Source organism: Citrobacter cronae, from assembly GCF_016893685.1.
In the GTDB taxonomy this organism is placed as follows: Bacteria; Pseudomonadota; Gammaproteobacteria; order Enterobacterales; family Enterobacteriaceae; genus Citrobacter; species Citrobacter werkmanii.
On sequence record NZ_CP069763.1, the window covers coordinates 476,898 to 501,601 of the forward strand.

The following is a 24,704-nucleotide window of genomic DNA, read 5'->3' on the forward strand; positions in this document are numbered from 1 at the left end:
ATATATTGATGTATTTCTTGCAGTCGCTGGAGCAGCATTACGCAACATAACCTGTTAATTATTCAATAAATATATTCATCTAATGAATGTATTTACCACACCTATAGGTGCGTAATCGTGGCTGATAAAAAAAGTAATGGCGTCAAATGGCTCCCATTAATTCTTATAGTACTCATTTCTGCCGGTCTCTGGCAGCTTACTCCCCCCACTGGGTTAAGTGCGCCAGCCTGGCATTCGGCAATTATCTTCGTTGCCACCATCGCCTCTATTGTGGCGAAAGTCTTACCCATCGGCGCGGTCGGCATTATTGGTATTACGGTGTTCGCACTCGCCTATGCTGCCGGGGATAAAACCGCCAGCGGCGCCATCACCACAGCACTCAGCGAACTGAACAGCTCACTTATCTGGCTTATCGTCGTGGCCTTTATGATTGCCCGTGGGTTTATCAAAACCGGCCTCGGACGACGCATTGCATTGCAGATGATCCGCCTGCTCGGCAAGCGCACGCTGGGACTCGCCTACGGTCTGGCTTTTGCCGATCTGATCCTCTCTCCCGCTATGCCGAGTAATACGGCGCGCTGCGGCGGCGTCATCTATCCGATTGCCGACTCTCTGGCGCGTAGTTTCCATTCGAACCCGGAAGATGAGTCCCGCAGTAAAATCGGCACCTTTCTTATCACCTGTATTGGCAACGTCAACGACGTGACGGCAGCACTGTTTATGACCGGCTATACCGGCAACCTGCTGGCAGTAAAACTGGCGGCCAACGCCGGGGTTACGCTGACCTGGGGCGGCTGGTTTATGGCGGCGCTGCTACCTTGTCTGGTCTCTTTGCTGCTCGTTCCGCTACTGGTCTACTGGCTGGTGCGCCCGGAAATCAAACACACGCCGGATGCCCCTAACCTGGCGCGCAAAGAGCTGGCGGAAATGGGCCGCATGTCACGCGGTGAATGGCTGATGCTGGCAACCGTCGGCGTACTGCTGGTGCTGTGGATTTTTGGCGATACGCTGGGCGTTGACGCCACCACCGCCTCGTTTGTAGGGCTGTCGATTTTATTGCTGAGCGGCGTACTGAGCTGGGAGGACGTCAAAAGTGAGAAAGGGGCATGGGATACGCTGATTTGGTTTGCCGCGCTACTGATGATGGCGAATCAGTTGAAAAAACTGGGCTTCACCACCTGGTTTGGCAATCTGATTGGCGATAGCCTGAGCAGTACTATGCACGGGACCAGTTGGGTGATCGTCCTGCTACTGCTGAACGCCGCCTATTTCTATACCCACTACTTTTTTGCCAGCGGAAATGCGCAGATTGCCGCGCTGTATGCCGTTTTCCTCGGCGTCGGGCTGCATCTGAATATTCCCGCGGCCCCCACGGCGCTAATGCTGGCCTTCACCAGCAGTTTGTACTGCTCGCTCACCCAGTACACTCATGCTCGCGGTCCAATTCTGTTTGGCGCAGGGTACGTTCCAACGGGCGTCTGGTGGCGCACAGGATTTATCATCAGCCTGTTTAACCAGGCGGTCTTTATTACCGTGGGTCTGATGTGGTGGAAGGTGTTGGGTCTGTACTAAACTGACTGCGTTCTGAGGAATACCTTACCTGCGGAGAAAAGGAATGACCTGTATTTTCTGTCAAATTGTTGAAGGCAAAGCGCCCTGCCATAAGGTATGGGAAGACGAGCACCACCTGGCTTTTCTGTCGATTTTCCCGAACACCGACGGTTTTACCGTGGTGATCCCGAAAAAACATTACCCGAGCTATGCCTTCGATATGCCGCCGCAGGCGTTAGCGGACCTGATGCTGGCGACCCAAAAAGTGGCTAAGAAACTGGATAAGGCTTTCCCGGATGTTAGTCGTACGGGAATGTTCTTCGAAGGTTTCGGCGTAGACCATGTGCACAGTAAATTAAGTCCCATGCACGGTACTGGCGATTTAACCCACTGGAAACCGATTGAATCGCGGCAGAACAAATTTTTCGAGCAGTATGAAGGATATCTGTCGTCACACGATCATGAACGGGCTGATGACGAAAAACTGGCCGCATTAGCGGCCAGAATTCGTGAGGCATAAATACTGATCTCTTCTGCCCGATAGCGGTGCAAGCACCTTATCCGGGCAAGACAGATTAACGTCCCGCCACTTTCCCGCGTTTTTTGTTCGCGGCAGGCGTCTGACGCTGGTGCGCCACTGGCGTGTGTTTGGTCAGCGCCGGACGAGTATGACGGTTCTGGCGACTCGCTTCGCGCATCTCTTCCAGCGTAGGCGCCGGAACCAGACATTCGCGACGCCCACCGATCAGATGCTTTTTACCCATATCTTCCAGCGCCTGGCGGATTAACGGCCAGTTGGCCGGATCGTGGTAGCGCAACAGGGCTTTATGCAGACGACGCTGCTTATCACCTTTCGGCACCACCACGTCTTCGCTCTTATAACCAATTTTACCCAACGGGTTTTTCCCGGTGTAATACATGGTTGTGGAGTTCGCCAACGGCGATGGATAGAAGTTCTGCACCTGATCCAGACGGAAACGACGTTGTTTCAGCCACAGCGCCAGATTCACCATATCCTCATCACGCGTACCCGGGTGCGCGGAGATAAAATACGGGATCAGGTACTGCTCTTTACCGGCCTGTTTAGAGTAGGTATCGAACAATTCCTTGAAGCGATCGTAGCTGCCCATCCCCGGCTTCATCATCTTCGACAGCGGGCCTTCTTCAGTATGCTCTGGCGCAATCTTCAGATAGCCGCCCACGTGATGGGTAGCCAGTTCTTTGATGTAGCGTGGGTCTTCCACCGCGATGTCATAGCGCACACCGGATGCGATAAGGATCTTTTTAATGCCTTTGAGATCACGCGCCCGGCGATAGAGGTTAATTGTCGGCTCATGATTGGTATCCATGTGCGGACAAATATCCGGATAGACGCATGACAGACGACGGCAGGTTTGCTCCGCACGCGGTGACTTACAGCGCAGCATATACATGTTCGCCGTTGGGCCGCCGAGATCGGAAATCACGCCGGTAAAGCCCGGGACAGTGTCGCGAATGGCTTCGATTTCATTGATGATCGAATCTTCAGAGCGACTCTGGATGATACGGCCTTCGTGCTCTGTTATCGAACAGAACGAGCAGCCGCCAAAGCAGCCACGCATAATGTTGATCGAGAAACGGATCATCTCATAGGCCGGAATACGGCTGTCGCCATACGCCGGATGCGGTACACGCTTGTACGGTAACGCAAAGACGCTGTCCATCTCTTCGGTAGACAACGGAATAGCTGGCGGGTTGATCCAGATGTAGCGATCGCCATGCTTTTGCATCAGCGCACGCGCGCAGCCTGGGTTAGTTTCGTGGTGCAGGATACGCGACGCATGCGCATACAGCACTTTATCGCCCTTCACTTTTTCGAAGGACGGTAGCAGCACGTAGGTTTTTTCCCACGGTTTCGGACGCGGTGGCTGCACGGTGACCGCTTTCGCTTCCTGCTTTTTCGGTGCGACAGGTTTGTTATCAGCACACGGCAGATCTTCACCGTAAGGATGCGGGATCGGGTCAATCTTGCCTGGCGTGTCGAGACGCGTAGAATCCACCCCACTCCAGCCCGGCAACGCTTCTTTAACCATAATAGCGGTGTTACGCACATCGCGGATCTGATCGATAGTTTCCCCCATCGCCAGACGATGCGCCACTTCCACCAGCGGACGTTCGCCGTTGCCGAACATCAGCATATCGGCTTTCGAATCCACCAAAACGGAGCGGCGAACGGTATCAGACCAGTAATCGTAGTGCGCGGTGCGGCGCAGGCTGGCCTCAATGCCGCCAAGAATAACCGGCACATCTTTCCATGCTTCTTTACAGCGCTGGGTATAGACCAGCGTGGCGCGGTCCGGACGTTTACCCGCCACGTTGTCCGGCGTGTAGGCATCATCATGGCGCAGTCGGCGATCGGCGGTATAACGGTTGATCATCGAGTCCATGTTGCCAGCGGTCACACCAAAGAACAGGTTCGGTTTACCCAAACGCATAAAATCGTCTTTGTTGTTCCACTCCGGCTGGGCGATAATTCCGACGCGAAAGCCCTGAGCTTCCAGCATACGGCCACAAATCGCCATACCAAAGCTTGGGTGGTCGACGTAGGCATCGCCGGTCACCAGAATGATGTCGCAGCTATCCCAGCCAAGTTGGTCCATTTCGTCACGTGACATCGGCAAAAACGGTGCCGGGCCAAAACAGGCAGCCCAGTACTGCGGCCAGGAGAAAAGGTCTCTGTCCGGTTGGATCAGGGATATTGCGCTCATAGTGCTTCCAAAAATGGTAAAAAAATAATCAAAGGCCGGGGATTATACGCTGTATGTCGGCAAGAAATGAAGTGGAGTCTGAACCAGACCAGTAGAAAGTTGTATAAATTGTTAAATTTTACGACAGCCATTTTTATCAATCATAATTAACACCATGCCGGCCAGCTGAGATCACTCTTTTCGGCGGGGGATTTTTCATTGCGACTCAACGATTCACTGCATATTTCCCAGTTACGGGTTGTTGTTCACCTGTGCGGATTTCTGGTTCTTCTCTACAGCTTCTCCATGCTGCCGCCGATGACCATCGCTCTGTTAAATAAAGAGCGGAGCTTTTTCGCATTTTTCAGCACATTTATGACTTTCTTTACCCTCGGCGGCGGGGCGTGGCTGGCAACCAAACATGCGGGAATTCAACTGAGAACCCGAGATGGATTCGTCATTATCGTTTTGTTCTGGCTACTGTTTTCGTTAATTAGCGCAATGCCGATGTGGATGGACGATGGCTTAAATCTCTCCTTTGCCGATGCCCTGTTCGAAGGGGTTTCCGGGATTACCACCACAGGCGCAACGGTGATTGACGACGTCAGCGCCTTGCCGAAATCGTATCTTTACTATCGTGCTCAGCTCAATTTTATTGGCGGCCTGGGCGTTATTGTCCTCGCCGTGGCGGTATTACCGCTGCTGGGTATTGGCGGCATGAAACTGTATCAGTCTGAAATGCCTGGCCCCTTCAAAGAAGAACGCCTCACGCCAAGGCTTGCCGATACCGCACGTACGCTGTGGTTGACCTACGTCATTCTGGGTCTTATTTGTACTCTGGCCTACTGGGCTGCCGGGATGTCGTTTTTCGACGCCTTATGCCACGGGCTGTCGACGGTCTCTCTTGGCGGATTTTCCACTCGCAGCGAGAGCATCGGCTTTTATAACAGCCACGCTATAGAACTCGTCGCCGGACTGTTCTCACTGTTATCCGCGTTTAACTTCACCCTCTGGTACGTTGCTATTGTAAAACGTACCTTCAAGCCCTTTCGTCGTAATGCCGAGCTGCGTTTCTTTCTGCTAATTGCGCTGGTGGTCACGCTGATCGCCACCTGGCAGGTCTGGCGGGCAGGTATGTACGGGCTAACGGACAGCCTGGTGCATGCCTTTTTTCTGGCCAGCTCCATGCTGACGGATAATGGCCTGTCAACGGCGGATTACGCGCAGTGGCCCTCGCACACGATCTTCATGCTGCTTAGCGCCAGCTTCTTCGGCGGTTGTGTGGGATCGACGTGCGGGGGAATTAAAGTGCTGCGCTTTTTGATTATGTTCAAGCAGTGCCGCCAGGAATTACACCAGCTCGCGCATCCTCGCGCCCTGCTGAACATCAAAGTGGGTAACAGCGTGGTAAGCGACAGGGTGGTGCGTTCGGTATGGAGCTTTTTCTTTCTCTACGTTTTGTTCACCAGCTTTTTTATCTGGGCGCTCAATCTGATGGGCTACGATCTCTTCTCCTCTTTCGCCACCGTCGCCGCCTGCATCAACAATATGGGGCTGGGATTTGGCGTTACCGCCACGACATTTGGCACGTTAAATGAGGAGGCAAAGCTGCTGATGTGCGCGGCCATGATCATGGGGCGTCTGGAGATTTACCCCATACTGATCCTGTTTTCTCGCATGTTCTGGCGGGCGTAACGCAAACCCCGGCGCGTTACGGCGCCGGGTTCACCAGGATCTGACCGATCGAGCCACGATCCGCCATTTCCAGCGTCTGGCTGTTAAAGTAGAACGGGAAATGCGCCCAGGAAGGCTGACCGTAATAAACCAGTAGCTCGACCTGACCATCTACCCAAACGGTATCTTTCCAGCCTCTGTCTTCCGGGAACGGCATCGCGCCGTTCACATTACGGATCAGGAACGAGACGCCCTCAATATGGAAAGACTGCGGCATATCCGCCCGCACCGTCCAGCGCTCCCAGGTACCCTGCTGCGCGGTAATATCCATGCGGTTGACGTCCCACAACTGACCGTTGATCCCCGGATCGTCATCCAGGCTGATATCACGGCTGCGAATCGGCGAACCGCTGAGGATCTCGGTTGGCAGCAGGCGCATTGGCAGGCTGTCAGTCACCAGCGGCAGAAGGCCGGTTGGTCGCAGAGTCAGCACCAGCGTGGAGATAAGAATACTTGATGGTTCAAAGAATCCCCGGATCCTGTCGACAATGCTGGCCGCCTCGCCACAGGTAATAGAGACCTCATTACCGTTAGTCATATCCACCAGGATCTCACGACGTTCGCCTGGCGCCAGCGAGAGCTGTTTCAATGAAACAGGCGCGGGTAAAAAGCCCTGATCGCTGGAAATCACATGCAGCGCACGGCCATCACTCATTTGCAGTTGGTAACGACGCGAGTTTGACGCGTTCAGCAAACGCAAGCGTACCCAACCGCGGGAGACTTCGACATACGGACTTTGCGCCCCATTAACCAGAAGCGTATCCCCAACAAAACCGCCGCTGCCAGGTTCGCTGTATTCCGGCGTCCCAAAGTTGTCCAGACGCTTGTCCTGGATAATGATCGGAAAATCATCCACGCCGTAATGGTTGGGAATAGACAGGGATTTACTGACCTCATCTTCAACCAGCCACATCCCGGCAAGACCGTTATAGACCTGCTGGGCAGTACGATTTGGCGTATTGGCGTGATACCACAGCGTGGCGGCATTCTGGCGGATCGGCAGCACTGGCGCCCAATCCGCATTAGGGGACATCATGCGCGCCGGGCCCCCCATCAGCGGACCAGGTACCTGTAATCCGGCGACGGTCATCGAGACATTTTCTGTCAGACGATTGCTGTAAATAAGCTTGACGTCATCCCCTTTCCAGACGCGAATTGTCGGTCCCAGGTAGCGGCCGTTAATCCCCCAGACAGGCGCGCGCGTGCCTTGTGTAAAGGACCAATGCGCGCGTTGCAGCGTCATAAATAACGGCTGCCCCCGACGAGACTCCAGCAGTGGAGGCACAGGTAACGGTTGTTGCTGACCGGCAGCATTAGCCTTCAGCGGAACAGCACCTGCACACAGTGCGATCCCCGATGCCTGAATGAACTGACGCCGACTGAATGACATATAAACTCCATGAAAAACTGGCGATTAACACGCAGGAAATCTTTTCCTGTAAAAAACCCGAATTGTGCGGATTAAACCTTACCGGCGGCTTCCCGCTCAGCAACTTCTTTATCGAGTTCTGCGATTTTTTGTTCCATCAGCGAGCGGCAATGCGCTGCCAGTTCACGAACCTGATCTTTACCAAAGTGGCTAATATCCACCGGCGGCAGCATCTCTACAATCGCCAGACCATTATTGAGTCGGTTTAATTTGATCTTGTTCGAGGTTGTAGAAACGCAGACTGGAATGACCGGAACGCCTGCAGCAATCGCCGCATGAAACGCACCGGTTTTAAACGGCAGCAGACCACGGCCACGGCTGCGCGTCCCTTCCGGGAACATCCAGATAGAAATACGACGTTTTTTGAAATGGTTCACCACGGCTGCAATGGTGCTGTGCGCTTTAGCACGGTTGTTTCTGTCGATCAACAGGTTACCGGTTAACCAGTACAGTTGCCCGAAGAACGGGATCCACAGCAGGCTTTTTTTACCCACCGTTACCGTCGGCGGCTGAACGATATTCGAAGCGGTAACCATGTCATAGTTGTTCTGATGGTTACAAATATAGATAGCATTACCATAGTTCTGCGCGTCTGCCGGCATGCGGCACTCGACCTTCAGGCCATAAAGGGGAGCCAGGCGGCCAAACATATGACCGAACGTTGCGACGTGTTTTGGATTCCGTGGGCTGAACAGACAGTATATACAACCGAAAATACAGACCAGAATGCAGTAAATAACAGTAATGATTAAACGAAAAATATATAACATAACAACCTCTAAGGCCTAAGAGCCTGGCATTTTACGTCACCGGATACATAACTCTGCATCAGGTTAGGGCTTTGTTAAGGCGGCTCTCTGGAAAAGCGTATTGTTAATCGCAACGCACGAATAAACAACGGTTTTACGGGAAATTTTAACGTTGGCTCTCCCTGAGCGAAAGCAGGGAGAGCCGGGCAGTCGCGTTATTCTTCGCTGTCGCCCTGACTGGCGCGTCGAGGCGAGTCAATTTCAATGCGATCGATACGCTGTAGACCACGCATCAGCGTGCCACGACGACCGCGTTCGCCGGTCACTTTCTGCAACTCTTCAGGACGCAGTTTAATTTTGCGTTTACCGACGTGAATAGTCAGCGTGCTTTGCGGCGGCAGCACATAGAGCAGCGCCAGGCCATCTTCGCCTTTCGCCGCTTCTGCTGAAGGGATATTGATAATCTTGTTCCCTTTGCCTTTCGACAGTTGCGGCAAATCGCTCACCGGGAACATCAACATCCTACCGGCCATCGTTATCGCCAGCAGCATATCGGTTTCATCTTCAATCACCACCGGCGGCATAACGCGTGCATTTTCAGGCAGCGTAATCAATGCCTTACCCGCACGGTTACGTGCTACCAGATCGTTGAAGGTACAGACAAAACCGTAGCCCGCATCGGATGCCATCAGCAGTTTCTGATCGTCGCCTTCCATCAGCATATGCTCCACCGTCGCGCCCGGCGGCAGCGTGAGCTTACCGGTCAATGGTTCGCCCTGACCACGTGCCGACGGCAGCGTAATCGGGTCGATGGCGTAGCTGCGTCCGGTCGAGTCAACGAACACCACCGGCTGGTTGCTCTTGCCCTTCACTGCCGACTTAAAGCTGTCGCCCGCTTTATAGCTTAATCCTGGCGCATCAATGTCGTGGCCTTTGGCGCTACGCACCCAACCACTCTGAGACAATACAATGGTCACCGGCTCAGACGGCAGCATGTCGTGCTCGCTCATCGCCTTCGCTTCTTCGCGTTCCTGCAGCGGGGAGCGGCGATCGTCGCCATAGGCCTCGGCATCGGCCTGCAGCTCTTTCTTCAGCAGGTTATTCATTTTACGCTCGGAAGCGAGAATGGCCTGCAGTTGATCGCGCTCTTTCGCCAGTTCATCCTGCTCACCGCGGATTTTCATCTCTTCGAGTTTGGCCAGATGGCGCAATTTCAGCTCAAGGATAGCTTCAGCCTGCGTTTCAGAAATGCCAAACCGCGACATCAGCTCAGGCTTAGGTTCATCTTCATGACGAATAATCTCGATCACTTCGTCAATGTTGAGGAACGCCACCAGCAAACCTTCAAGGATATGCAGGCGCTTAAGCACTTTTTCCAGACGATAGTTCAGGCGACGACGCACGGTATCACGGCGGAACGCCAGCCATTCGGTGAGGATCTCCAGCAGGTTTTTCACCGCCGGGCGACCGTCGAGGCCGATCATGTTCAGGTTGATACGGTAGCTTTTTTCCAGATCGGTGGTGGCAAACAGGTGGTTCATTACCTGTTCCATATCCACGCGATTGGAGCGCGGGACAATCACCAGACGGGTCGGGTTTTCGTGATCCGATTCGTCACGCAGGTCGTCAACCATCGGCAGCTTTTTGTTGCGCATTTGAGCAGCGATCTGCTCCAGCACTTTTGCCCCGGAAACCTGATGCGGCAGCGCGGAAATCACCACCGCGCCGTCTTCTTTCGTCCATACCGCGCGCATACGCACGGAGCCGCGTCCGTTTTCGTAAATCTTACGAATTTCCGCACGCGAGGTAATAATCTCGGCTTCGGTCGGGTAATCCGGCCCCTGCACGATGTCCAGCAGTTGATCGAGCGTTGTTTTCGGCTGCTCAATCAGCGTAATCGCCGCTTTGGCGACTTCTCGCAGGTTATGCGGCGGAATGTCCGTCGCCATACCAACGGCAATACCGGTCGTACCGTTCAGCAGAATATTTGGCAGACGCGCAGGCAGCATCTTTGGCTCCTGCATGGTGCCGTCGAAGTTTGGCACCCAGTCCGACGTTCCCTGGCCGAGTTCACCCAGCAGGACTTCCGCATATTTAGACAAGCGGGATTCGGTATAACGCATCGCCGCGAAGGATTTGGGATCGTCGGGCGCCCCCCAGTTTCCCTGACCATCAACCAGCGGATAACGGTAAGAGAACGGCTGCGCCATCAGCACCATCGCTTCATAGCAGGCGCTGTCGCCGTGCGGGTGGTATTTACCCAGCACGTCACCGACGGTACGGGCGGATTTTTTAAATTTGGCGCTGGCATTCAGCCCCAGTTCGGACATTGCATACACAATGCGACGCTGAACGGGTTTCAAACCATCGCCAATAAATGGCAACGCCCTGTCCATGATGACGTACATGGAGTAGTTCAGATAGGCGTTTTCCGTGAATTCATGCAGCGCCAGGCGCTCTGCCATATCGCTCATTAATCGTGGTTCCTCAACTTTGTACCCCTCTATTGAAGGGCAATATTGCCGCAGATACTACCCTATCTGGCGTGTTGAGTCACAAAGAAAAGGGCCGCGAATGCGGCCCTGATGGGGATTATTTAGCAACTTTGCTAATCTGTTTCACGTCGATTTCAACGGAGTTCCAGTCTTTATCCACTTCGCCCTGGATCTCAACCACATCCTGCGGGGTTACGGTTACGCCGTTCCAGCGCTTATGGTCAATATCCACATTCACCGTGCCGGTCGCATCTTTAAACACATACAAATCGTCGGAAATACGTTCAACGATGTTCCCACGCAAGGTAACCCAAGCGTCATCGCGCAGCGATTTAGCACTTGCTACCGTCGTGATGCTGCCGTTCGGGCCGACAAACCCGCCGCTTTGGCTTTGCGTAGTCGTCGTTGGCCCAGAGAAGCCGCCCTGCTGCGCTGCCAGAACAGGTGCGGAACACAGTGCCATTACGGCAACCATTGCAGCTAATTTTTTCATCGTCATGTCTCCCTTTCATGTTGGTTTACGACTATTAAATAAGTTAATCCTTAACAAGTTCTTAAGGAAAAAAAAGATTCTTTTTTGCTGTACAGATGCGGCGGCGACAAGGTTTACTGACGGCAAAGAGAGTTTTCGCAGGGAAGAATATATGCGCATTTTACTGGTTGAAGATGATACGTTGATTGGCGATGGCCTTAAAACCGGTCTGAGTAAAATGGGTTTTAGCATCGACTGGTTTACCGAAGGACGTCAGGGGAAAGAAGCACTCTACAGTGCCCCGTATGATGCGGTAATCCTCGACCTGACGCTGCCAGGCATAGACGGACGGGATATCCTGCGCGAGTGGCGAGGCAACGGAAAGCAGGAACCGGTGCTGATCCTGACCGCCCGCGACGCGCTGGCGGAACGCGTTGAAGGCTTACGCCTGGGCGCGGACGACTATCTGTGTAAACCCTTCGCGTTGATTGAAGTTGCCGCCAGGCTGGAGGCGCTGGTGCGTCGTGCCAGCGGCCAGGCCAGCAACACATTACGCCATGGCGAGGTGACGCTTGATCCCGGCGCGCTGGTCGCCACGGCGGCTGGCGAACCGTTGTCTCTTAAGCCCAAAGAGTTCGCGCTGCTGGAGCTGCTTATGCGTAACAAGGGCCGCGTCCTGCCCCGCAAACTGATTGAAGAAAAACTGTATACCTGGGACGAAAACGTCTCCAGCAATGCGGTTGAAGTACACGTCCATCACTTACGCCGTAAGCTCGGCAGCGACTTTATCCGTACCGTGCATGGCATTGGCTACACCCTGGGTGACGCATGAAACTCGCACAACGTCTCAGCCTGCGCATCAGGCTAACGCTTATCTTCATGATTTTGGTTTTAGTGACCTGGCTGATTTCCAGCTTTGTCGCCTGGAAGCAAACCACCGACAACGTGAATGAGATGTTCGACACGCAGCAAATGCTGTTCGCCAAGCGTCTGGTCACGCTGGATCTTGATGAACTCAAAGCCTCTGAACGCATCGCGCATACCCCGAAAAAATTCAAACATGGTCATATTGACGACGATGTACTGACCTTTGCGGCCTACACGCCAGAAGGGAAAATGGTTCTTCACGATGGCGACAATGGCCAATACATTCCCTACAGCTATCGCCGGGAAGGTTTTGACGATGGCTATCTGAATGGCGACAACGATAAATGGCGTTTTGTCTGGCTGACTTCCGCAGATAAAAAGTATCGAATCGTTGTCGGCCAGGAATGGGAGTATCGTGAAGATATGGCTTTAGCGATTGTGACAGCACAATTGGTGCCGTGGTTGGTCGCTCTGCCGCTGATGCTGTTAATCCTGATTGTGTTGTTAAGTCTTGAACTTAAGCCACTGAAGAAACTGGCGCAGGCGCTACGTTTACGCGACCCGGAATCAGAAGAACCGCTCAGTTTGAAAGGCATTCCTGGCGAGGTCCGCCCGTTGGTTGAATCACTCAACCAACTTTTCACCCGTATTCATACCACCATGGTGCGTGAACGGCGCTTTACTTCAGATGCCGCTCACGAGTTGCGTAGTCCATTGACGGCGCTGAAAGTGCAAACCGAAGTGGCGCAACTGTCTGACGATGACCCGCAGGCACGGCAAAAAGCCTTAATGCAGATGCAGGCCGGGATCGATCGCGCCACGCGTCTGGTCGATCAGTTACTGACGCTTTCGCGCCTTGACTCCCTCGACAATCTTCAGGATGTGGCGGAAATCTCGCTGGAGGAGTTGCTGCAATCTTCGGTGATGGATATCTACCATTCGGCCCAGCAGGCGCATATTGACGTACGTTTGCAGATTAACGCGCACGGCATCACATGTACCGGGCAACCGCTGTTACTCAGCCTGATGGTGCGAAATCTGCTGGATAATGCGATTCGCTATAGTCCACGGGGAAGTATTGTGGAAGTGACGCTCAACGCCCGCAATTTTAGCGTCAAAGATAATGGTCCAGGTATTGCGCCGGAAGTTCTGATGCACATTGGAGAACGCTTTTATCGCCCACCGGGGCAAAGCGTGACCGGCAGCGGTCTGGGGCTGTCAATTGTCCGTCGCATCGCGACCTTACACAGAATGTCAGCCTCGTTTGGTAATGCGCCGCAAGGCGGCTTTGAAGCTAAAATCAGTTGGTAACTGCGTTATTATTGCGCAGTCAGCAAAAGACTTTGCACATTTTGCTAATTTCACCGTACCGATCATCAGCGTAGAATCGGCCTCAAACGTTATTCTTTGAGGACACAAAATGAGCAACATCCTGATTATCAACGGTGCGAAAAAATTTGGCCATTCTAATGGGCAATTGAATGACACCCTGACCGAGGTCGCGGACGGTATCCTGCGCGACCTCGGGCATGATGTTAGAGTCGTACGCGCTGACAGCGACTATGATGTGCAAGCAGAAGTGCAGAACTTCGTCTGGGCAGACGCCGTTATCTGGCAAATGCCGGGTTGGTGGATGGGCGCGCCGTGGACGGTGAAGAAATACATTGATGACGTGTTCACTGCCGGGCACGGTACGCTGTACGCCAGCGATGGGCGCACGCGTTCAGATGCGTCAAAAAAATACGGTTCCGGCGGACTGATTCAGGGCAAAAAATACATGCTGTCTCTGACCTGGAACGCGCCGATGGAAGCCTTCACGGAAAAAGATCAGTTCTTCCATGGCGTTGGGGTTGATGGCGTTTATCTCCCATTCCATAAAGCAAACCAGTTCCTGGGAATGAAAGCGCTGCCGACCTTTATCACCAATGACGTGATTAAAATGCCGGATGTCCCGCGTTATATCGCAGAATATCGCAAGCATCTGAACGAAATTTTTGGTTAACTGGTAACCTGGAATTAGAAGGAGTTAACCATGCTTACCGTTATTGCAGAAATCCGTACACGTCCAGGTCAACATCACCGCCAGGCGGTACTGGATCAGTTCGCTAAAATCGTTCCGATCGTTTTACAGGAAGAAGGTTGCCACGGCTACGCGCCGATGGTCGATCATGCTGCTGGCGTCAGTTTTCAGACTACAGCCCCGGATTCAATCGTCATGATTGAACAGTGGGAAAGCATCGCCCACCTTGAAGCGCATTTGCAGACTCCGCATATGAAAGCCTACAGCGAAGCCGTCAAAGGCGATGTGCTGGAGATGAATATTCGTATTCTGGAGCCGGGCATTTAAGTTATTGTTCTGGCCGCCGGGCCAGATAAGCGTACGCCATCGGGCATGATGACCTTGCCGGATGGCGGCACAAACCGCCTTATCCGGCCTACATACCCCTTACCCTTCGAGATCCGCCAGGTCGCCTTTCTCCTGCAACCAGTTACGACGATCTTCAGAACGCTTCTTGGCCAGCAGCATATCCATCACTGCGTTGGTGCGCTGATCGTCTTCATCATCAATGATGAGTTGCACCAGGCGACGAGTGTTCGGATCCAGCGTGGTTTCGCGCAGCTGCATCGGGTTCATTTCACCCAGACCTTTAAAGCGCTGCACGTTCGGCTTGCCTTTCTTGCGCTTTAACTGTTCCAGTACGCCCGCTTTTTCTTCTTCCGTCAGCGCGTAATAGACCTCTTTGCCGAGGTCGATACGGTATAACGGCGGCAGCGCCACGTACACGTGACCGTGTTTCACCAGCGTGCGGAAGTGTTTCACAAACAGTGCGCACAGCAGCGTGGCGATGTGCAGACCATCGGAGTCCGCATCCGCCAGGATACAGATCTTACCGTAACGTAACTGGCTCAGGTCGTCGCTGTCCGGATCGATACCGATCGCCACCGAAATATCGTGAACTTCCTGCGAGGCCAGCACTTCATCGGAAGAGACTTCCCAGGTATTGAGGATCTTACCTTTGAGCGGCATGATCGCCTGATACTCACGATCGCGCGCCTGTTTGGCCGATCCGCCCGCTGAGTCACCTTCGACGAGGAACAGTTCGGTGCGATTGAGATCCTGTGCGGTACAGTCCGCCAGTTTCCCCGGCAGCGCCGGACCGCTGGTCAGCTTTTTACGCACCACTTTTTTCGCCGCGCGCAGACGACGCTGGGCGCTGGAAATCGCCATCTCAGCCAGCAGTTCGGCTGACTGCACGTTCTGGTTCAGCCACAAGCTGAAGGCATCTTTCACCACCCCAGAGACAAATGCCGCGCACTGGCGCGAGGAGAGGCGCTCTTTGGTTTGCCCGGCAAACTGCGGATCCTGCATTTTCACCGACAGCACATAGGCACAGCGATCCCAGATATCTTCCGCCGACAGCTTCACGCCCCGCGGCAGAATATTGCGGTATTCGCAGAACTCGCGCATCGCATCCAGCAGGCCCTGACGCAGACCGTTAACATGCGTACCGCCCTGCATGGTCGGGATCAGGTTTACATAGCTTTCGGTCAGCAGCTCGCCGCCTTCCGGCAGCCAGAGCAGCGCCCAGTCAACGGTCTCCGTCTCACCGCTAAAATTACCGATAAACGGTTTTTCCGGCAGGGTAGGCAGGCCATTCACCGCTTCGCTCAGATAATCATTCAGACCATCCTGGTAGCACCAGCGCTGTTCGCTATTGTTGACCTCATCTTTAAAGGTGATCTCAACACCCGGACACAATACCGCTTTAGCTTTCAGGACGTGCGTTAAGCGCGAAACGGAAAAACGCGGGCTGTCGAAGAAGGTTTCATCCGGCCAGAAGTGCACGCTGGTTCCGGTATTGCGTTTACCGCAGGTCCCGACAACCTGTAAATCCTGCACCTTATCGCCGTTCTCAAACGCGATGTTGTACACCTGCCCGTCGCGACGCACGTTTACTTCCACACGCTTCGACAGAGCGTTGACCACGGAGATACCCACCCCATGCAAGCCACCAGAGAACTGATAGTTTTTATTGGAGAACTTACCACCCGCATGTAAACGGCAGAGGATCAACTCAACCGCCGGAACACCTTCTTCAGGGTGAATGTCTACTGGCATGCCGCGGCCATCATCAATGACCTCCAGAGATTGGTCGGCATGTAAGATCACGTCCACACGTTTTGCGTGGCCCGCCAGTGCTTCATCCACACTGTTATCAATCACTTCCTGCCCAAGGTGGTTCGGACGGGTCGTATCGGTGTACATCCCAGGGCGACGGCGTACCGGCTCAAGCCCAGTGAGTACCTCAATGGCATCAGCGTTATAAGTTTGCGTCATGGTTTAAATAAGCAGTTCGAATTGATCGTCAGAAACTGTGCAGTCCAAGAAAATCGACAATCTGGTTGAAATAATCTTCGAAGCCCGTGAATGCGTGGTTTCCGCCCTCAGTAACTGTCTGGCGGCAGGAGGCGTAATACGCCACCGCTTGGCGGTAGTCCAACACTTCATCGCCCGTTTGTTGGAGCAACCAGATCAAATCCGGCGCTTCCAGCGGGTCAATCTGCATGACTTTAAGATCGTAAATATGGCGTGACTCTAGCACATATTGCTGCCCGGTGTAGGGGTTCTCGTTTTGACCGAGATAGTCGACCAGCAGTTCATAAGGCCGTACCGCCGGGTTCACCACCACCGCTGGCAGCATAAAACATTGTGACAGCCAGGTGGCGTAATAGCCGCCCAACGAGGAACCGACAATCCCCAGCGACTCGCCGCCATGCTCAAGAACGATCGATTCCAGCATCTCTGCGGCCTGAGCAGGATACGGCGGCAGCTGCGGTACAATCATCTCAACGTGCGGATGGTGCTCCGCCAGCCAGCTTTTCAGCAAACATGCCTTCGCCGAACGAGGAGAACTGTTAAATCCATGAAGATAAAGAAGCGTAGACATCAGTAACCTTCTGAAGCGGTATCAGGGTGAAACCGATTACCCTGCAGACGACACACCTGAGTCTGCAACGTACCGTCAGCAAACAGCTCCAGCGTACGCCAGCCGGGGCTGATGGTATCTAACGTGAAATTAGAACAATGCGGCTTAAACTGCACGCAGGTCGATGGCGTCGCCAACAGGCGGCGACCGTTCCAGTCCAGATCCAGTTCCTGATGAATATGCCCACACAGCAGATACTTCACGCGCGGATAGTTCACCAGCACGTTGTCCAGTTCGGCGGCATTGCGCAGACTGTGCTGATCGAGCCAGCTGCAGCCCGCTGGCAGAGGATGATGATGCAGAAGCAGCAAGGTATTGCGTTCAGGCGCATCGGCAAGTTTACGCTCCAGCCATTCGAGCTGAAATTCGCTTAACTCGCCGTGGGGAACGCCAAACACCTGGCTGTCCAGCAACAAGATTTGCCACTGTTCGCCAATGAAGACGCGCTTAGCCGGGGAAATGCCCGCGTCCTGCAGCGAGCTGTACATTGCAGGCTGAAAATCATGATTACCCGGGAGCCAAACGCAGGGCGCACGAAAACTTGCGATGCCCTCAGCAAAATGCTGATAAGCCGCAGCGGATTGATCCTGCGCCAAATCGCCAGTCGCGACGATCAGATCGAACTCTGGCGACTCAGCATGTATTGCATCCAGTACGGATTGATAGCTGTCCCAGGTATTCACACCCAGCAGCGTTTCATGCTTTTCGGCAAACAGGTGAGTGTCTGTAATTTGTAAGATCCTGACTCTGGCCTCACCAGCCAAAGGAAGGGTTAACAGGCTTTCCAAATGGTGTCCTTAGGTTTCACGACGCTAATAAACCGGAATCGCCATCGCTCCATGTGCTAAACAGTACCGTAACCAGTCGGCCAGAAACTGGTTAATTTGATGCTTTTCGTCGCGTTGATGCAACTTTTTATTTGGATAATCATACCGTGCTTTGAAGCGAAAGATCTGCTGACTTGAACACACTTCAGCGACCCTCGCATCATGATACAGACGCACGGTTAAGGACGGCAGGCTCCAGTAAGTCACAGCCGGTGCCGTTTGTTCGATCGCGACAAGCGTAGTGTATCGGGTCGATTCAACGATCGTTAACCGATATTGTGCGTTTGCCACCTGATAGCTCACTGTTTCGCCGGCTGCGTCATTACGTGGCAACAGGCGGCGCAATTGCGAATAATTGGTTTCGCACAGGCGCATCATTTCAGGGAAGTCAGGTGTGTAACGCTTCATTTTTTCCACTCAGTTTTTAACTCTTGATAGTGCAGCTGTAACCATTGCAAAGCGATGACAGAAGCCGCGTTGTCGATTATCCCCTCTTCTACCCATTGGTAAGCCTGTTCCCGGCTCACCACATGAACACGAATATCTTCGTTTTCATCAGCCAGACCATGAATTCCGCTCGCGGTCGTGGCGTCCACTTCACCCACCATAATCGATGAGCGTTCGCTGGTGCCTCCTGGGCTTGCCAGATAACTCAGCACCGGTTTTACGCGTTTAACGTTAAGCCCGGCTTCTTCCATCGCTTCACGGCGCGCGACATCTTCCACGCTCTCACCTTCTTCGATCATCCCGGCCACCATTTCCAGTAGCCATGGGCTTGCGCTGGTATCAAACGCCGCGATGCGGATCTGCTCGACCAGCACAACTTCGTCCCGCTCAGGGTCAAAGGGTAGCAAGACTGCCGCGTGTCCGCGCTCAAAAATTTCGCGCTTTACCTCACCGCTCATACCGCCGTTAAACAAGCGATGGCGGAACCGATAAAGATCCAGTGAAAAAAATCCGCGGTATAGCGTTTCTCGTGCAATAATTTCTACATCATTTTTAGTGAAAGTCATTGGCAAGTTGTCTGGTTTACGCATTGTGCTGTCCTGAAACCAATAGTGTTTAAAATGTGAATTTCAAGGTCGTTTGACTGATGTTTCAACGCCCTTGTGTTAAATTGATGCAAATTAACGCCGTATGGCACGTAACGCCAACTTTTTGCAGTGGCGGATTCTGCTAGAATCAGCAAATATTTTTACAATTTGATCAGCGCTAAATACTGCTTCACAACAAGGAATGCAAATGAAGAAATTGCTCCCCATCCTTATCGGCCTGAGCCTGTCGGGGTTCAGTACTCTGAGCCAGGCAGAGAACCTGATGCAGGTTTATCAGCAAGCACGCCTGAGCAACCCGGAATTGCGTAAATCCGCCGCCGATCGCGATGCTGCATTCGAAAAAATTAACGAAGCGCGTAGCCCATTACTGCCGCAACTGGGATTAGGTGCCGATTACACCTACAGCAATGGCTACCGTGATGCAAATGGCGTCAACTCCAACGCCACCAGCGCATCTCTGCAGTTAACTCAGTCCATTTTTGATATGTCAAAATGGCGTGCCCTGACGCTGCAAGAAAAATCAGCGGGCATCCAGGACGTGACCTATCAGACCGATCAGCAAACGCTGATCCTGAATACCGCCACCGCCTATTTTAACGTACTGAACGCAATTGACGTGCTGTCTTACACCCAGGCACAGAAAGATGCGGTTTACCGTCAGTTAGATCAGACCACTCAGCGTTTTAACGTTGGCCTGGTCGCTATCACTGACGTGCAGAACGCCCGTTCACAATACGATACCGTGCTGGCAAACGAAGTTACCGCACGCAACAATCTGGATAACGCGGTGGAACAACTGCGCCAGGTGACTGGTAACTACTACCCGGAACTGGCTTCGCTGAACGTTGACGGCTTCAAAACCAACAAACCGCAGGCGGTGAACGCACTGCTGAAAGAAGCGGAAAACCGCAACCTGACCTTATTGCAGGCGCGTTTGAGCCAGGATCTGGCGCGTGAACAGATTCGCCTGGCACAGGACGGTCATTTACCGACTCTGGACCTGACCGCATCTACTGGCGTATCTGATACCTCATACAGCGGTTCCAAAACCAACACCTCCCAGTATGACGACAGCAACATGGGTCAGAACAAAATCGGCCTGAGCTTCTCGCTGCCTATCTACCAGGGCGGAATGGTTAACTCGCAGGTGAAACAGGCGCAGTACAACTTTGTTGGCGCAAGCGAACAACTGGAAAGCGCACACCGCAGCGTGGTGCAGACCGTTCGTTCTTCGTTTAACAACATTAATGCGTCCATCAGTAGCATCAACGCGTACAAACAAGCGGTTGTTTCTGCGCAAAGTTCTTTGGATGCGATGGAAGCCGGTTATTCCGTTGGTACACGTACCATCGTGGATGTATTGGATGCCACCACCACGCTGTACAACGCCAAGCAACAGCTGGCTAATGCGCGTTACACCTATCTAATCAATCAGTTAAACGTCAAATCCGCGCTCGGTACGCTGAACGAGCAGGATCTGGTGGCCCTGAACAATACGCTGGGTAAACCGGTATCCACTACCCCGGATACGATCGCCCCGCAAAACGCGCAGCAAGACGCCGCAGCGGATGGTTATACGTCCAACAGCACGACGCCAGCGGCGCAGCCGACAGCAGCACGTACAACCAGCAGCAACGGCACCAACCCGTTCCGTAATTAATGCTGATGACGGGGCTTCGGCCCCGTCTGAACGTAAGACAACGTAAAGATCCGCCCCTTCCTGCGCATTCTCGCCTCTTCCCGCTTCAATTTCGACCAGTCATCCTCTATTCTGAGCAGTATTTACCACTGGGTCCTGGAAGACATATATGAAACGGACAAAATCAATACATCACGCTTCGTTCCGCAAAAGCTGGAGCGCGCGCCATCTGACTCCTGTCGCCCTGGCAGTTACCGCTGTGTTTATGCTCGCGGGCTGTGAAAAGAGCGACGAAACGGTTTCGCTTTATCAAAACGCGGACGACTGCTCAGCAGCGAATCCGGGTAAAAGCGCCGAATGTACCACCGCGTTCAACAATGCGCTGAAAGAAGCGGAACGCACCGCGCCAAAATATGCCACTCGCGAAGACTGTATCGCTGAATTCGGCGAAGGCCAGTGCCAACAAGCACCTGCGCAAGCGGGTATGGCGCCGACCGGCGAAGGCCAGGCTCAGGCGCAGAATCAAAGCAGCGGCAGCTTCTGGATGCCGCTGATGGCAGGCTACATGATGGGCCGACTGATGGGCGGCGGAATGGGCGCTCAGCAGCCGCTGTTCAGCTCGAAAAACCCGGCCAGTCCGGCATACGGCAAGTACACTGACGCCAGCGGTAAAAACTACGGCGCAGCGACACCGGGCCGCACCATGACCGTGCCGAAAACCGCCATGGCGCCGAAACCGGCCACCACCACTACCGTCACCCGCGGCGGATTTGGCGAATCTGTGGCTAAACAGAGCACCATGCAACGTAGCGCCAGCGGTACCACTACACGTTCAATGGGCGGCTGATGGTCATGGAAAGAGTCAGTATTGTTGAGCGCCCGGACTGGCGCGATAAGGCCACCGAATACGGTTTCAACTTTCACACCATGTACGGCGAGCCGTACTGGTGTGAAGACGCGTACTATAAGCTCACGCTTGCCCAGGTTGAAAAGCTGGAAGAGGTCACCGCAGAGCTGCATCAAATGTGCCTCAAAGTGGTGGAAAAGGTCATCGCCAGCGATGAGCTGATGACAAAATTCCGCATTCCGAAGCATACCTGGGGCTTTGTCCGCCAGTCCTGGCAGACACAGCAACCGTCGCTTTATTCTCGTCTGGATCTGGCGTGGGACGGCACAGGTGAACCCAAGCTGCTGGAAAACAACGCTGATACGCCAACGTCATTGTACGAAGCCGCGTTTTTCCAGTGGATCTGGCTGGAAGATCAGCTCAATGCCGGAAACCTGCCGGAAGGCAGCGATCAGTTCAACAGTCTGCAGGAAAAGCTGATCGAGCGTTTCACCGAGCTGCGTGAACAGTATGGTTTTCAACTGCTGCATCTGACCTGCTGTCGTGATACGGTCGAAGATCGCGGTACGATCCAGTACCTGCAAGATTGCGCTGCCGAGGCTGAGATCGCCACTGAATTCCTCTATGTCGAAGATATTGGCCTGGGTGAAAAAGGTCAGTTCACGGATATGCAGGATCAGGTTATTGCAAACCTGTTCAAGCTCTATCCGTGGGAATTCATGCTGCGTGAAATGTTCTCCACTAAGCTTGAAGACGCGGGCGTTCGCTGGCTGGAACCTGCCTGGAAGAGCATCATCTCCAACAAGGCGCTATTACCGCTGTTGTGGGAAATGTTCCCGAACCATCCGAACCTGTTGCCTGCTTATTTCGCCGAAGACGACTATCCGCAGATGGATAAATTCGTCGTTAAGCCAATCTTCTCGCGTGAAGGCGCTAACGTCTCCATCATCGAGAACGGGAAAACGATCGAAGCCGTGGAAGGGCCGTATGGCGAAGAAGGCATGATCGTCCAGCAGTTCCATCAGCTACCGAAATTTGGCGACAGCTATATGCTGATTGGCAGTTGGCTGATCAACGATCAACCCGCAGGCATCGGCATTCGTGAAGACAGAGCGTTGATCACTCAGGATCTCTCGCGCTTCTATCCGCATATTTTTGTCGAATAATCGTTGTGCCGGATGGCGACTCCGCTTTGCCCGGCCTACGGCATGAACCGTAGGCCCGATAAGCGCAACGCCATCGGGCATTAATTACCCTACCTGCACCGACAGCATACTCAAACTGCCCATCTCAATACCGTCAACCGGGATCGTCACCGGTTCCATACCGTCCCATGCGCCCAAAACGTACAGCAGCGGCAGATAGTGATCCGGCGTCGGGTTCGATAACGATCCACCTTCATGATCGAGGTAGTTGACCAGCGGGTGCTGTTCAACCGGTCCCTGCCATGTCAGGTTGGCCTTCACATAATCGTTGAATGAGGTCGCCCACGGGTATGGCGTGTTCTCACCGTGCCAACGCGCAGTACGCAGGTTGTGTACCACATTACCGCTGGCCACCAGCATAATGCCTTCATCACGCAACGCCGCCAGTTTGCGCCCCATCTCAAAATGCCAGGCCGCGGGTTTGGTACTGTCGACGCTCAGCTGCACCATCGGAATGTCCGCATTCGGATACATCTTGATCAGCACGCCCCATGAGCCGTGGTCAAAGCCCCACGCTTCCTGGTCTAAGGTCACTGGCACCGGAGCAAGCATGTCAACCAGATACTGAGCCAGTTCCGGTGAACCCGGGGCCGGGTAATGCGTGTCATACAGCGCCTGTGGAAAACCGCCAAAATCGTGGATTGTTTTTGGCGCTTCCATCGCCGTTACACCTGTTCCACGAGTGAACCAATGCGCCGACACCACCACAATGGCTTTCGGACGCGGCAACGTTTCCCCCAGTTGCTGCCAGGCACGGGTATAAACGTTATCTTCCAGAACATTCATCGGGCTACCGTGGCCCAAAAACAATGCTGGCATACGAGCTGAAGACATGATGATATCCTTACTGAGGGAGTCATTTTGATACCATCACAATACGCTTTTTCGGTTGATGAAGAACTCAGATAACCATGATGAAGATCATCAGTTATTTTGACGATCTGGCCCGAACAGCAGATTGATAAGGAGTTAGATTTGTCGATGTCAGTACCTTTACTTCTGACTTTACTGGCAGGCGCCGCCACGTTTATTGGCGCATTTCTCGGCGTGCTGGGGCAAAAACCCTCTAACCGCGTTCTTGCCTTTTCTTTAGGTTTCGCTGCCGGAATTATGTTACTGATATCCCTAATGGAGATGCTGCCCGCTGCGCTGGCCGCTGACGGCATGTCGCCGGTGTTGGGCTACGGGATGTTTATTGTGGGCTTGCTGGGCTACTTTGGCCTCGATCGTATACTGCCGCATGCTCACCCCCAGGATCTGGTGCAAAAAACCACGCAGCCTTTACCCGGTTCCATCCGGCGTACCGCGATTTTATTGACACTCGGCATTAGCCTGCACAACTTCCCGGAAGGAATTGCGACATTTGTTACCGCCAGCAGCAACCTCGAACTGGGCTTTGGTATTGCCCTTGCCGTCGCATTACACAATATTCCTGAAGGATTAGCCGTGGCGGGTCCGGTTTATGCGGCTACGGGATCTAAACGCACCGCGATATTCTGGGCCGGGATTTCGGGCATGGCAGAAATATTGGGCGGCGTACTGGCGTGGTTAATTCTCGGTAGTCTGATTTCGCCGGTAGTGATGGCGGCGATAATGGCGGCCGTCGCAGGTATTATGGTCGCGCTGTCCGTCGATGAATTGATGCCATTGGCAAAAGAGATCGATCCCAATAATAATCCCAGCTATGGGGTATTGTGCGGAATGTCGGTGATGGGGTTAAGTCTCGTCATTCTCCAGTCCATGGGAATCGGATAATCCAGAGGGCGGATGCCACCCTGCAAGTTTAACAGCATCCGCTCATCCATAGCAGAACGCGAAGGACTATTCCTGTCCCTTAACCGTGCCGTTATCTTCGCCAGATCGACGAAAGAGTTTGTTACGCGCCTCAAGCAGCGCATCTCTGTCCTGGCGGAACGCACGACAATAACGCTTCATATGACAATAATAACCCACCGCAACGAGTGCAATTAATACAATCCAATACCAGGCAATAAACATTCTTTTACCCTTAATATTTAACATCATTAAACATTTAACGTTAAAATTTTACACTACCTTATTCCAACCTACCCCTATAGTGGCATATTCCAGAAACAAATATATGATTTCGATCATATAAC

Annotated in this window: 23 protein-coding genes; 11 read left to right on the plus strand and 12 right to left on the minus strand. The window is 53.4% G+C overall.

Translation table 11 applies throughout. The annotated features are described in order from the left end of the window. Positions 1 to 117 precede the first annotated feature (117 nt). Positions 118 to 1,572 carry a DASS family sodium-coupled anion symporter gene (locus JSN25_RS01870; protein WP_038633882.1) on the plus strand — a complete coding sequence of 485 codons (1,455 nt, stop codon included), beginning with the start codon at positions 118 to 120 and terminating at the stop codon, positions 1,570 to 1,572. A 43-nt stretch (positions 1,573 to 1,615) separates the two neighbouring features. Continuing rightward, complete coding sequence (locus JSN25_RS01875) at positions 1,616 to 2,071, plus strand: HIT family protein (RefSeq protein WP_042310999.1); 456 nt, start codon at positions 1,616 to 1,618, stop codon at positions 2,069 to 2,071. Between the two features lie 55 nt (positions 2,072 to 2,126). On the opposite strand, the gene JSN25_RS01880 is transcribed toward JSN25_RS01875, so the two are convergent. Beyond that, positions 2,127 to 4,298, minus strand: a complete 2,172-nt coding sequence (locus JSN25_RS01880; protein WP_204525410.1) for a YgiQ family radical SAM protein — start codon at positions 4,296 to 4,298, stop codon at positions 2,127 to 2,129. 198 nt (positions 4,299 to 4,496) lie between these two features. On the opposite strand from JSN25_RS01880, the gene JSN25_RS01885 reads away from it, so the two are divergent. Beyond that, positions 4,497 to 5,972 carry a TrkH family potassium uptake protein gene (locus tag JSN25_RS01885; protein ID WP_087856818.1) on the plus strand — a complete coding sequence of 492 codons (1,476 nt, stop codon included), beginning with the start codon at positions 4,497 to 4,499 and terminating at the stop codon, positions 5,970 to 5,972. A 16-nt stretch (positions 5,973 to 5,988) separates the two neighbouring features. On the opposite strand, the gene ftsP is transcribed toward JSN25_RS01885, so the two are convergent. The 4 genes from ftsP to JSN25_RS01905 all read right to left on the minus strand — a co-directional run bounded on the left by ftsP (position 5,989) and on the right by JSN25_RS01905 (position 11,177). Beyond that, positions 5,989 to 7,401 (minus strand): cell division protein FtsP, encoded by a 1,413-nt coding sequence (gene ftsP / locus JSN25_RS01890; RefSeq protein ID WP_038633892.1) that lies wholly within the window; start codon positions 7,399 to 7,401, stop codon positions 5,989 to 5,991. Positions 7,402 to 7,472: 71 nt separating this feature from the next. Continuing rightward, the gene (plsC, locus tag JSN25_RS01895) at positions 7,473 to 8,210 is read right to left on the minus strand and encodes a 1-acylglycerol-3-phosphate O-acyltransferase (protein WP_038633894.1); all 738 of its coding nucleotides are present in this window, start codon (positions 8,208 to 8,210) and stop codon (positions 7,473 to 7,475) included. Positions 8,211 to 8,404: 194 nt separating this feature from the next. Continuing rightward, positions 8,405 to 10,663, minus strand: a complete 2,259-nt coding sequence (gene parC / locus JSN25_RS01900) for a DNA topoisomerase IV subunit A (RefSeq protein WP_087856819.1) — start codon at positions 10,661 to 10,663, stop codon at positions 8,405 to 8,407. Between the two features lie 118 nt (positions 10,664 to 10,781). Next, positions 10,782 to 11,177, minus strand: coding sequence for a YgiW/YdeI family stress tolerance OB fold protein (locus tag JSN25_RS01905; protein WP_038633899.1), 396 nt, complete (start codon positions 11,175 to 11,177; stop codon positions 10,782 to 10,784). A gap of 151 nt (positions 11,178 to 11,328) precedes the next feature. Here JSN25_RS01905 and qseB point away from each other — a divergent pair, with 151 nt between their 5' ends. The 4 genes from qseB to JSN25_RS01925 all read left to right on the plus strand — a co-directional run bounded on the left by qseB (position 11,329) and on the right by JSN25_RS01925 (position 14,370). Then, on the plus strand, positions 11,329 to 11,988 hold the full coding sequence (gene qseB / locus JSN25_RS01910) for a quorum sensing response regulator transcription factor QseB (RefSeq protein WP_085048729.1): 660 nt from the start codon (positions 11,329 to 11,331) through the stop codon (positions 11,986 to 11,988). Further along, positions 11,985 to 13,334 (plus strand): quorum sensing histidine kinase QseC, encoded by a 1,350-nt coding sequence (gene qseC / locus JSN25_RS01915; RefSeq protein WP_069324346.1) that lies wholly within the window; start codon positions 11,985 to 11,987, stop codon positions 13,332 to 13,334. Before qseB ends, qseC begins: the two co-directional genes overlap by 4 nt. Positions 13,335 to 13,443: 109 nt before the next feature. Continuing rightward, positions 13,444 to 14,025: an NAD(P)H-dependent oxidoreductase gene (locus tag JSN25_RS01920; RefSeq protein WP_204525411.1), complete on the plus strand. Its 582-nt coding sequence runs from the start codon at positions 13,444 to 13,446 to the stop codon at positions 14,023 to 14,025. A 30-nt stretch (positions 14,026 to 14,055) separates the two neighbouring features. After that, positions 14,056 to 14,370, plus strand: a complete 315-nt coding sequence (locus JSN25_RS01925; RefSeq protein ID WP_069324347.1) for a putative quinol monooxygenase — start codon at positions 14,056 to 14,058, stop codon at positions 14,368 to 14,370. Between the two features lie 99 nt (positions 14,371 to 14,469). Here the strand turns inward: JSN25_RS01925 and parE are convergent, their stop codons facing one another. The 5 genes from parE to nudF are packed head-to-tail and all read right to left on the minus strand — an operon-like array spanning position 14,470 to position 18,875. Continuing rightward, positions 14,470 to 16,362: a DNA topoisomerase IV subunit B gene (parE, locus tag JSN25_RS01930; RefSeq protein WP_005123094.1), complete on the minus strand. Its 1,893-nt coding sequence runs from the start codon at positions 16,360 to 16,362 to the stop codon at positions 14,470 to 14,472. Positions 16,363 to 16,390: 28 nt separating this feature from the next. Continuing rightward, positions 16,391 to 16,972: an esterase YqiA gene (gene yqiA / locus JSN25_RS01935; RefSeq protein ID WP_038633915.1), complete on the minus strand. Its 582-nt coding sequence runs from the start codon at positions 16,970 to 16,972 to the stop codon at positions 16,391 to 16,393. Then, positions 16,972 to 17,799, minus strand: a complete 828-nt coding sequence (cpdA, locus tag JSN25_RS01940; RefSeq protein WP_069324348.1) for a 3',5'-cyclic-AMP phosphodiesterase — start codon at positions 17,797 to 17,799, stop codon at positions 16,972 to 16,974. The genes yqiA and cpdA overlap by 1 nt, the downstream gene beginning before the upstream one ends. A 24-nt stretch (positions 17,800 to 17,823) precedes the next feature. Continuing rightward, a complete protein-coding gene (locus tag JSN25_RS01945) occupies positions 17,824 to 18,246 on the minus strand; it encodes a DUF1249 family protein (RefSeq protein ID WP_003024582.1) in 423 nt (140 codons plus the stop codon). Continuing rightward, positions 18,243 to 18,875, minus strand: coding sequence for an ADP-ribose diphosphatase (gene nudF, locus JSN25_RS01950; RefSeq protein WP_038633920.1), 633 nt, complete (start codon positions 18,873 to 18,875; stop codon positions 18,243 to 18,245). Before nudF ends, JSN25_RS01945 begins: the two co-directional genes overlap by 4 nt. 199 nt (positions 18,876 to 19,074) lie before the next feature. Here nudF and tolC point away from each other — a divergent pair, with 199 nt between their 5' ends. From tolC to JSN25_RS01965, 3 genes are all read left to right on the plus strand, one after another. After that, positions 19,075 to 20,553, plus strand: coding sequence for an outer membrane channel protein TolC (tolC, locus tag JSN25_RS01955; protein ID WP_110496816.1), 1,479 nt, complete (start codon positions 19,075 to 19,077; stop codon positions 20,551 to 20,553). 148 nt (positions 20,554 to 20,701) lie between these two features. Further along, the gene (locus JSN25_RS01960; protein WP_006688037.1) at positions 20,702 to 21,379 is read left to right on the plus strand and encodes a DUF1190 family protein; all 678 of its coding nucleotides are present in this window, start codon (positions 20,702 to 20,704) and stop codon (positions 21,377 to 21,379) included. A gap of 5 nt (positions 21,380 to 21,384) precedes the next feature. Continuing rightward, a complete protein-coding gene (locus tag JSN25_RS01965) occupies positions 21,385 to 22,545 on the plus strand; it encodes a glutathionylspermidine synthase family protein (RefSeq protein ID WP_038642878.1) in 1,161 nt (386 codons plus the stop codon). Positions 22,546 to 22,629: 84 nt separating this feature from the next. Here JSN25_RS01965 and ygiD read toward each other — a convergent pair whose 3' ends face one another. Next, positions 22,630 to 23,418 carry a 4,5-DOPA-extradiol-dioxygenase gene (gene ygiD, locus JSN25_RS01970; protein ID WP_199952320.1) on the minus strand — a complete coding sequence of 263 codons (789 nt, stop codon included), beginning with the start codon at positions 23,416 to 23,418 and terminating at the stop codon, positions 22,630 to 22,632. Between the two features lie 147 nt (positions 23,419 to 23,565). On the opposite strand from ygiD, the gene zupT reads away from it, so the two are divergent. Continuing rightward, complete coding sequence (gene zupT, locus JSN25_RS01975; RefSeq protein WP_038633928.1) at positions 23,566 to 24,339, plus strand: zinc transporter ZupT; 774 nt, start codon at positions 23,566 to 23,568, stop codon at positions 24,337 to 24,339. Between the two features lie 66 nt (positions 24,340 to 24,405). Here zupT and JSN25_RS01980 read toward each other — a convergent pair whose 3' ends face one another. Continuing rightward, the gene (locus JSN25_RS01980) at positions 24,406 to 24,582 is read right to left on the minus strand and encodes a hypothetical protein (protein WP_069324349.1); all 177 of its coding nucleotides are present in this window, start codon (positions 24,580 to 24,582) and stop codon (positions 24,406 to 24,408) included. Positions 24,583 to 24,704: the final 122 nt, after the last annotated feature.

Excerpts from the sequence above, each read along its gene's own strand:
- JSN25_RS01875 (WP_042310999.1), top strand. The coding sequence starts at position 1,616 with ATGACCTGTATTTTCTGTCAAATTGTTGAAGGCAAAGCGCCCTGCCAT.
- JSN25_RS01880 (WP_204525410.1), bottom strand. The coding sequence starts at position 4,298 with ATGAGCGCAATATCCCTGATCCAACCGGACAGAGACCTTTTCTCCTGG.
- ftsP (WP_038633892.1), bottom strand. The coding sequence starts at position 7,401 with ATGTCATTCAGTCGGCGTCAGTTCATTCAGGCATCGGGGATCGCACTG.
- plsC (WP_038633894.1), bottom strand. The coding sequence starts at position 8,210 with ATGTTATATATTTTTCGTTTAATCATTACTGTTATTTACTGCATTCTG.
- parC (WP_087856819.1), bottom strand. The coding sequence starts at position 10,663 with ATGAGCGATATGGCAGAGCGCCTGGCGCTGCATGAATTCACGGAAAAC.
- JSN25_RS01905 (WP_038633899.1), bottom strand. The coding sequence starts at position 11,177 with ATGAAAAAATTAGCTGCAATGGTTGCCGTAATGGCACTGTGTTCCGCA.
- qseB (WP_085048729.1), top strand. The coding sequence starts at position 11,329 with ATGCGCATTTTACTGGTTGAAGATGATACGTTGATTGGCGATGGCCTT.
- qseC (WP_069324346.1), top strand. The coding sequence starts at position 11,985 with ATGAAACTCGCACAACGTCTCAGCCTGCGCATCAGGCTAACGCTTATC.
- JSN25_RS01920 (WP_204525411.1), top strand. The coding sequence starts at position 13,444 with ATGAGCAACATCCTGATTATCAACGGTGCGAAAAAATTTGGCCATTCT.
- JSN25_RS01925 (WP_069324347.1), top strand. The coding sequence starts at position 14,056 with ATGCTTACCGTTATTGCAGAAATCCGTACACGTCCAGGTCAACATCAC.
- parE (WP_005123094.1), bottom strand. The coding sequence starts at position 16,362 with ATGACGCAAACTTATAACGCTGATGCCATTGAGGTACTCACTGGGCTT.
- yqiA (WP_038633915.1), bottom strand. The coding sequence starts at position 16,972 with ATGTCTACGCTTCTTTATCTTCATGGATTTAACAGTTCTCCTCGTTCG.
- JSN25_RS01945 (WP_003024582.1), bottom strand. The coding sequence starts at position 18,246 with ATGAAGCGTTACACACCTGACTTCCCTGAAATGATGCGCCTGTGCGAA.
- nudF (WP_038633920.1), bottom strand. The coding sequence starts at position 18,875 with ATGCGTAAACCAGACAACTTGCCAATGACTTTCACTAAAAATGATGTA.
- tolC (WP_110496816.1), top strand. The coding sequence starts at position 19,075 with ATGCAAATGAAGAAATTGCTCCCCATCCTTATCGGCCTGAGCCTGTCG.
- JSN25_RS01960 (WP_006688037.1), top strand. The coding sequence starts at position 20,702 with ATGAAACGGACAAAATCAATACATCACGCTTCGTTCCGCAAAAGCTGG.
- JSN25_RS01965 (WP_038642878.1), top strand. The coding sequence starts at position 21,385 with ATGGAAAGAGTCAGTATTGTTGAGCGCCCGGACTGGCGCGATAAGGCC.
- ygiD (WP_199952320.1), bottom strand. The coding sequence starts at position 23,418 with ATGTCTTCAGCTCGTATGCCAGCATTGTTTTTGGGCCACGGTAGCCCG.
- zupT (WP_038633928.1), top strand. The coding sequence starts at position 23,566 with ATGTCAGTACCTTTACTTCTGACTTTACTGGCAGGCGCCGCCACGTTT.
- JSN25_RS01980 (WP_069324349.1), bottom strand. The coding sequence starts at position 24,582 with ATGTTTATTGCCTGGTATTGGATTGTATTAATTGCACTCGTTGCGGTG.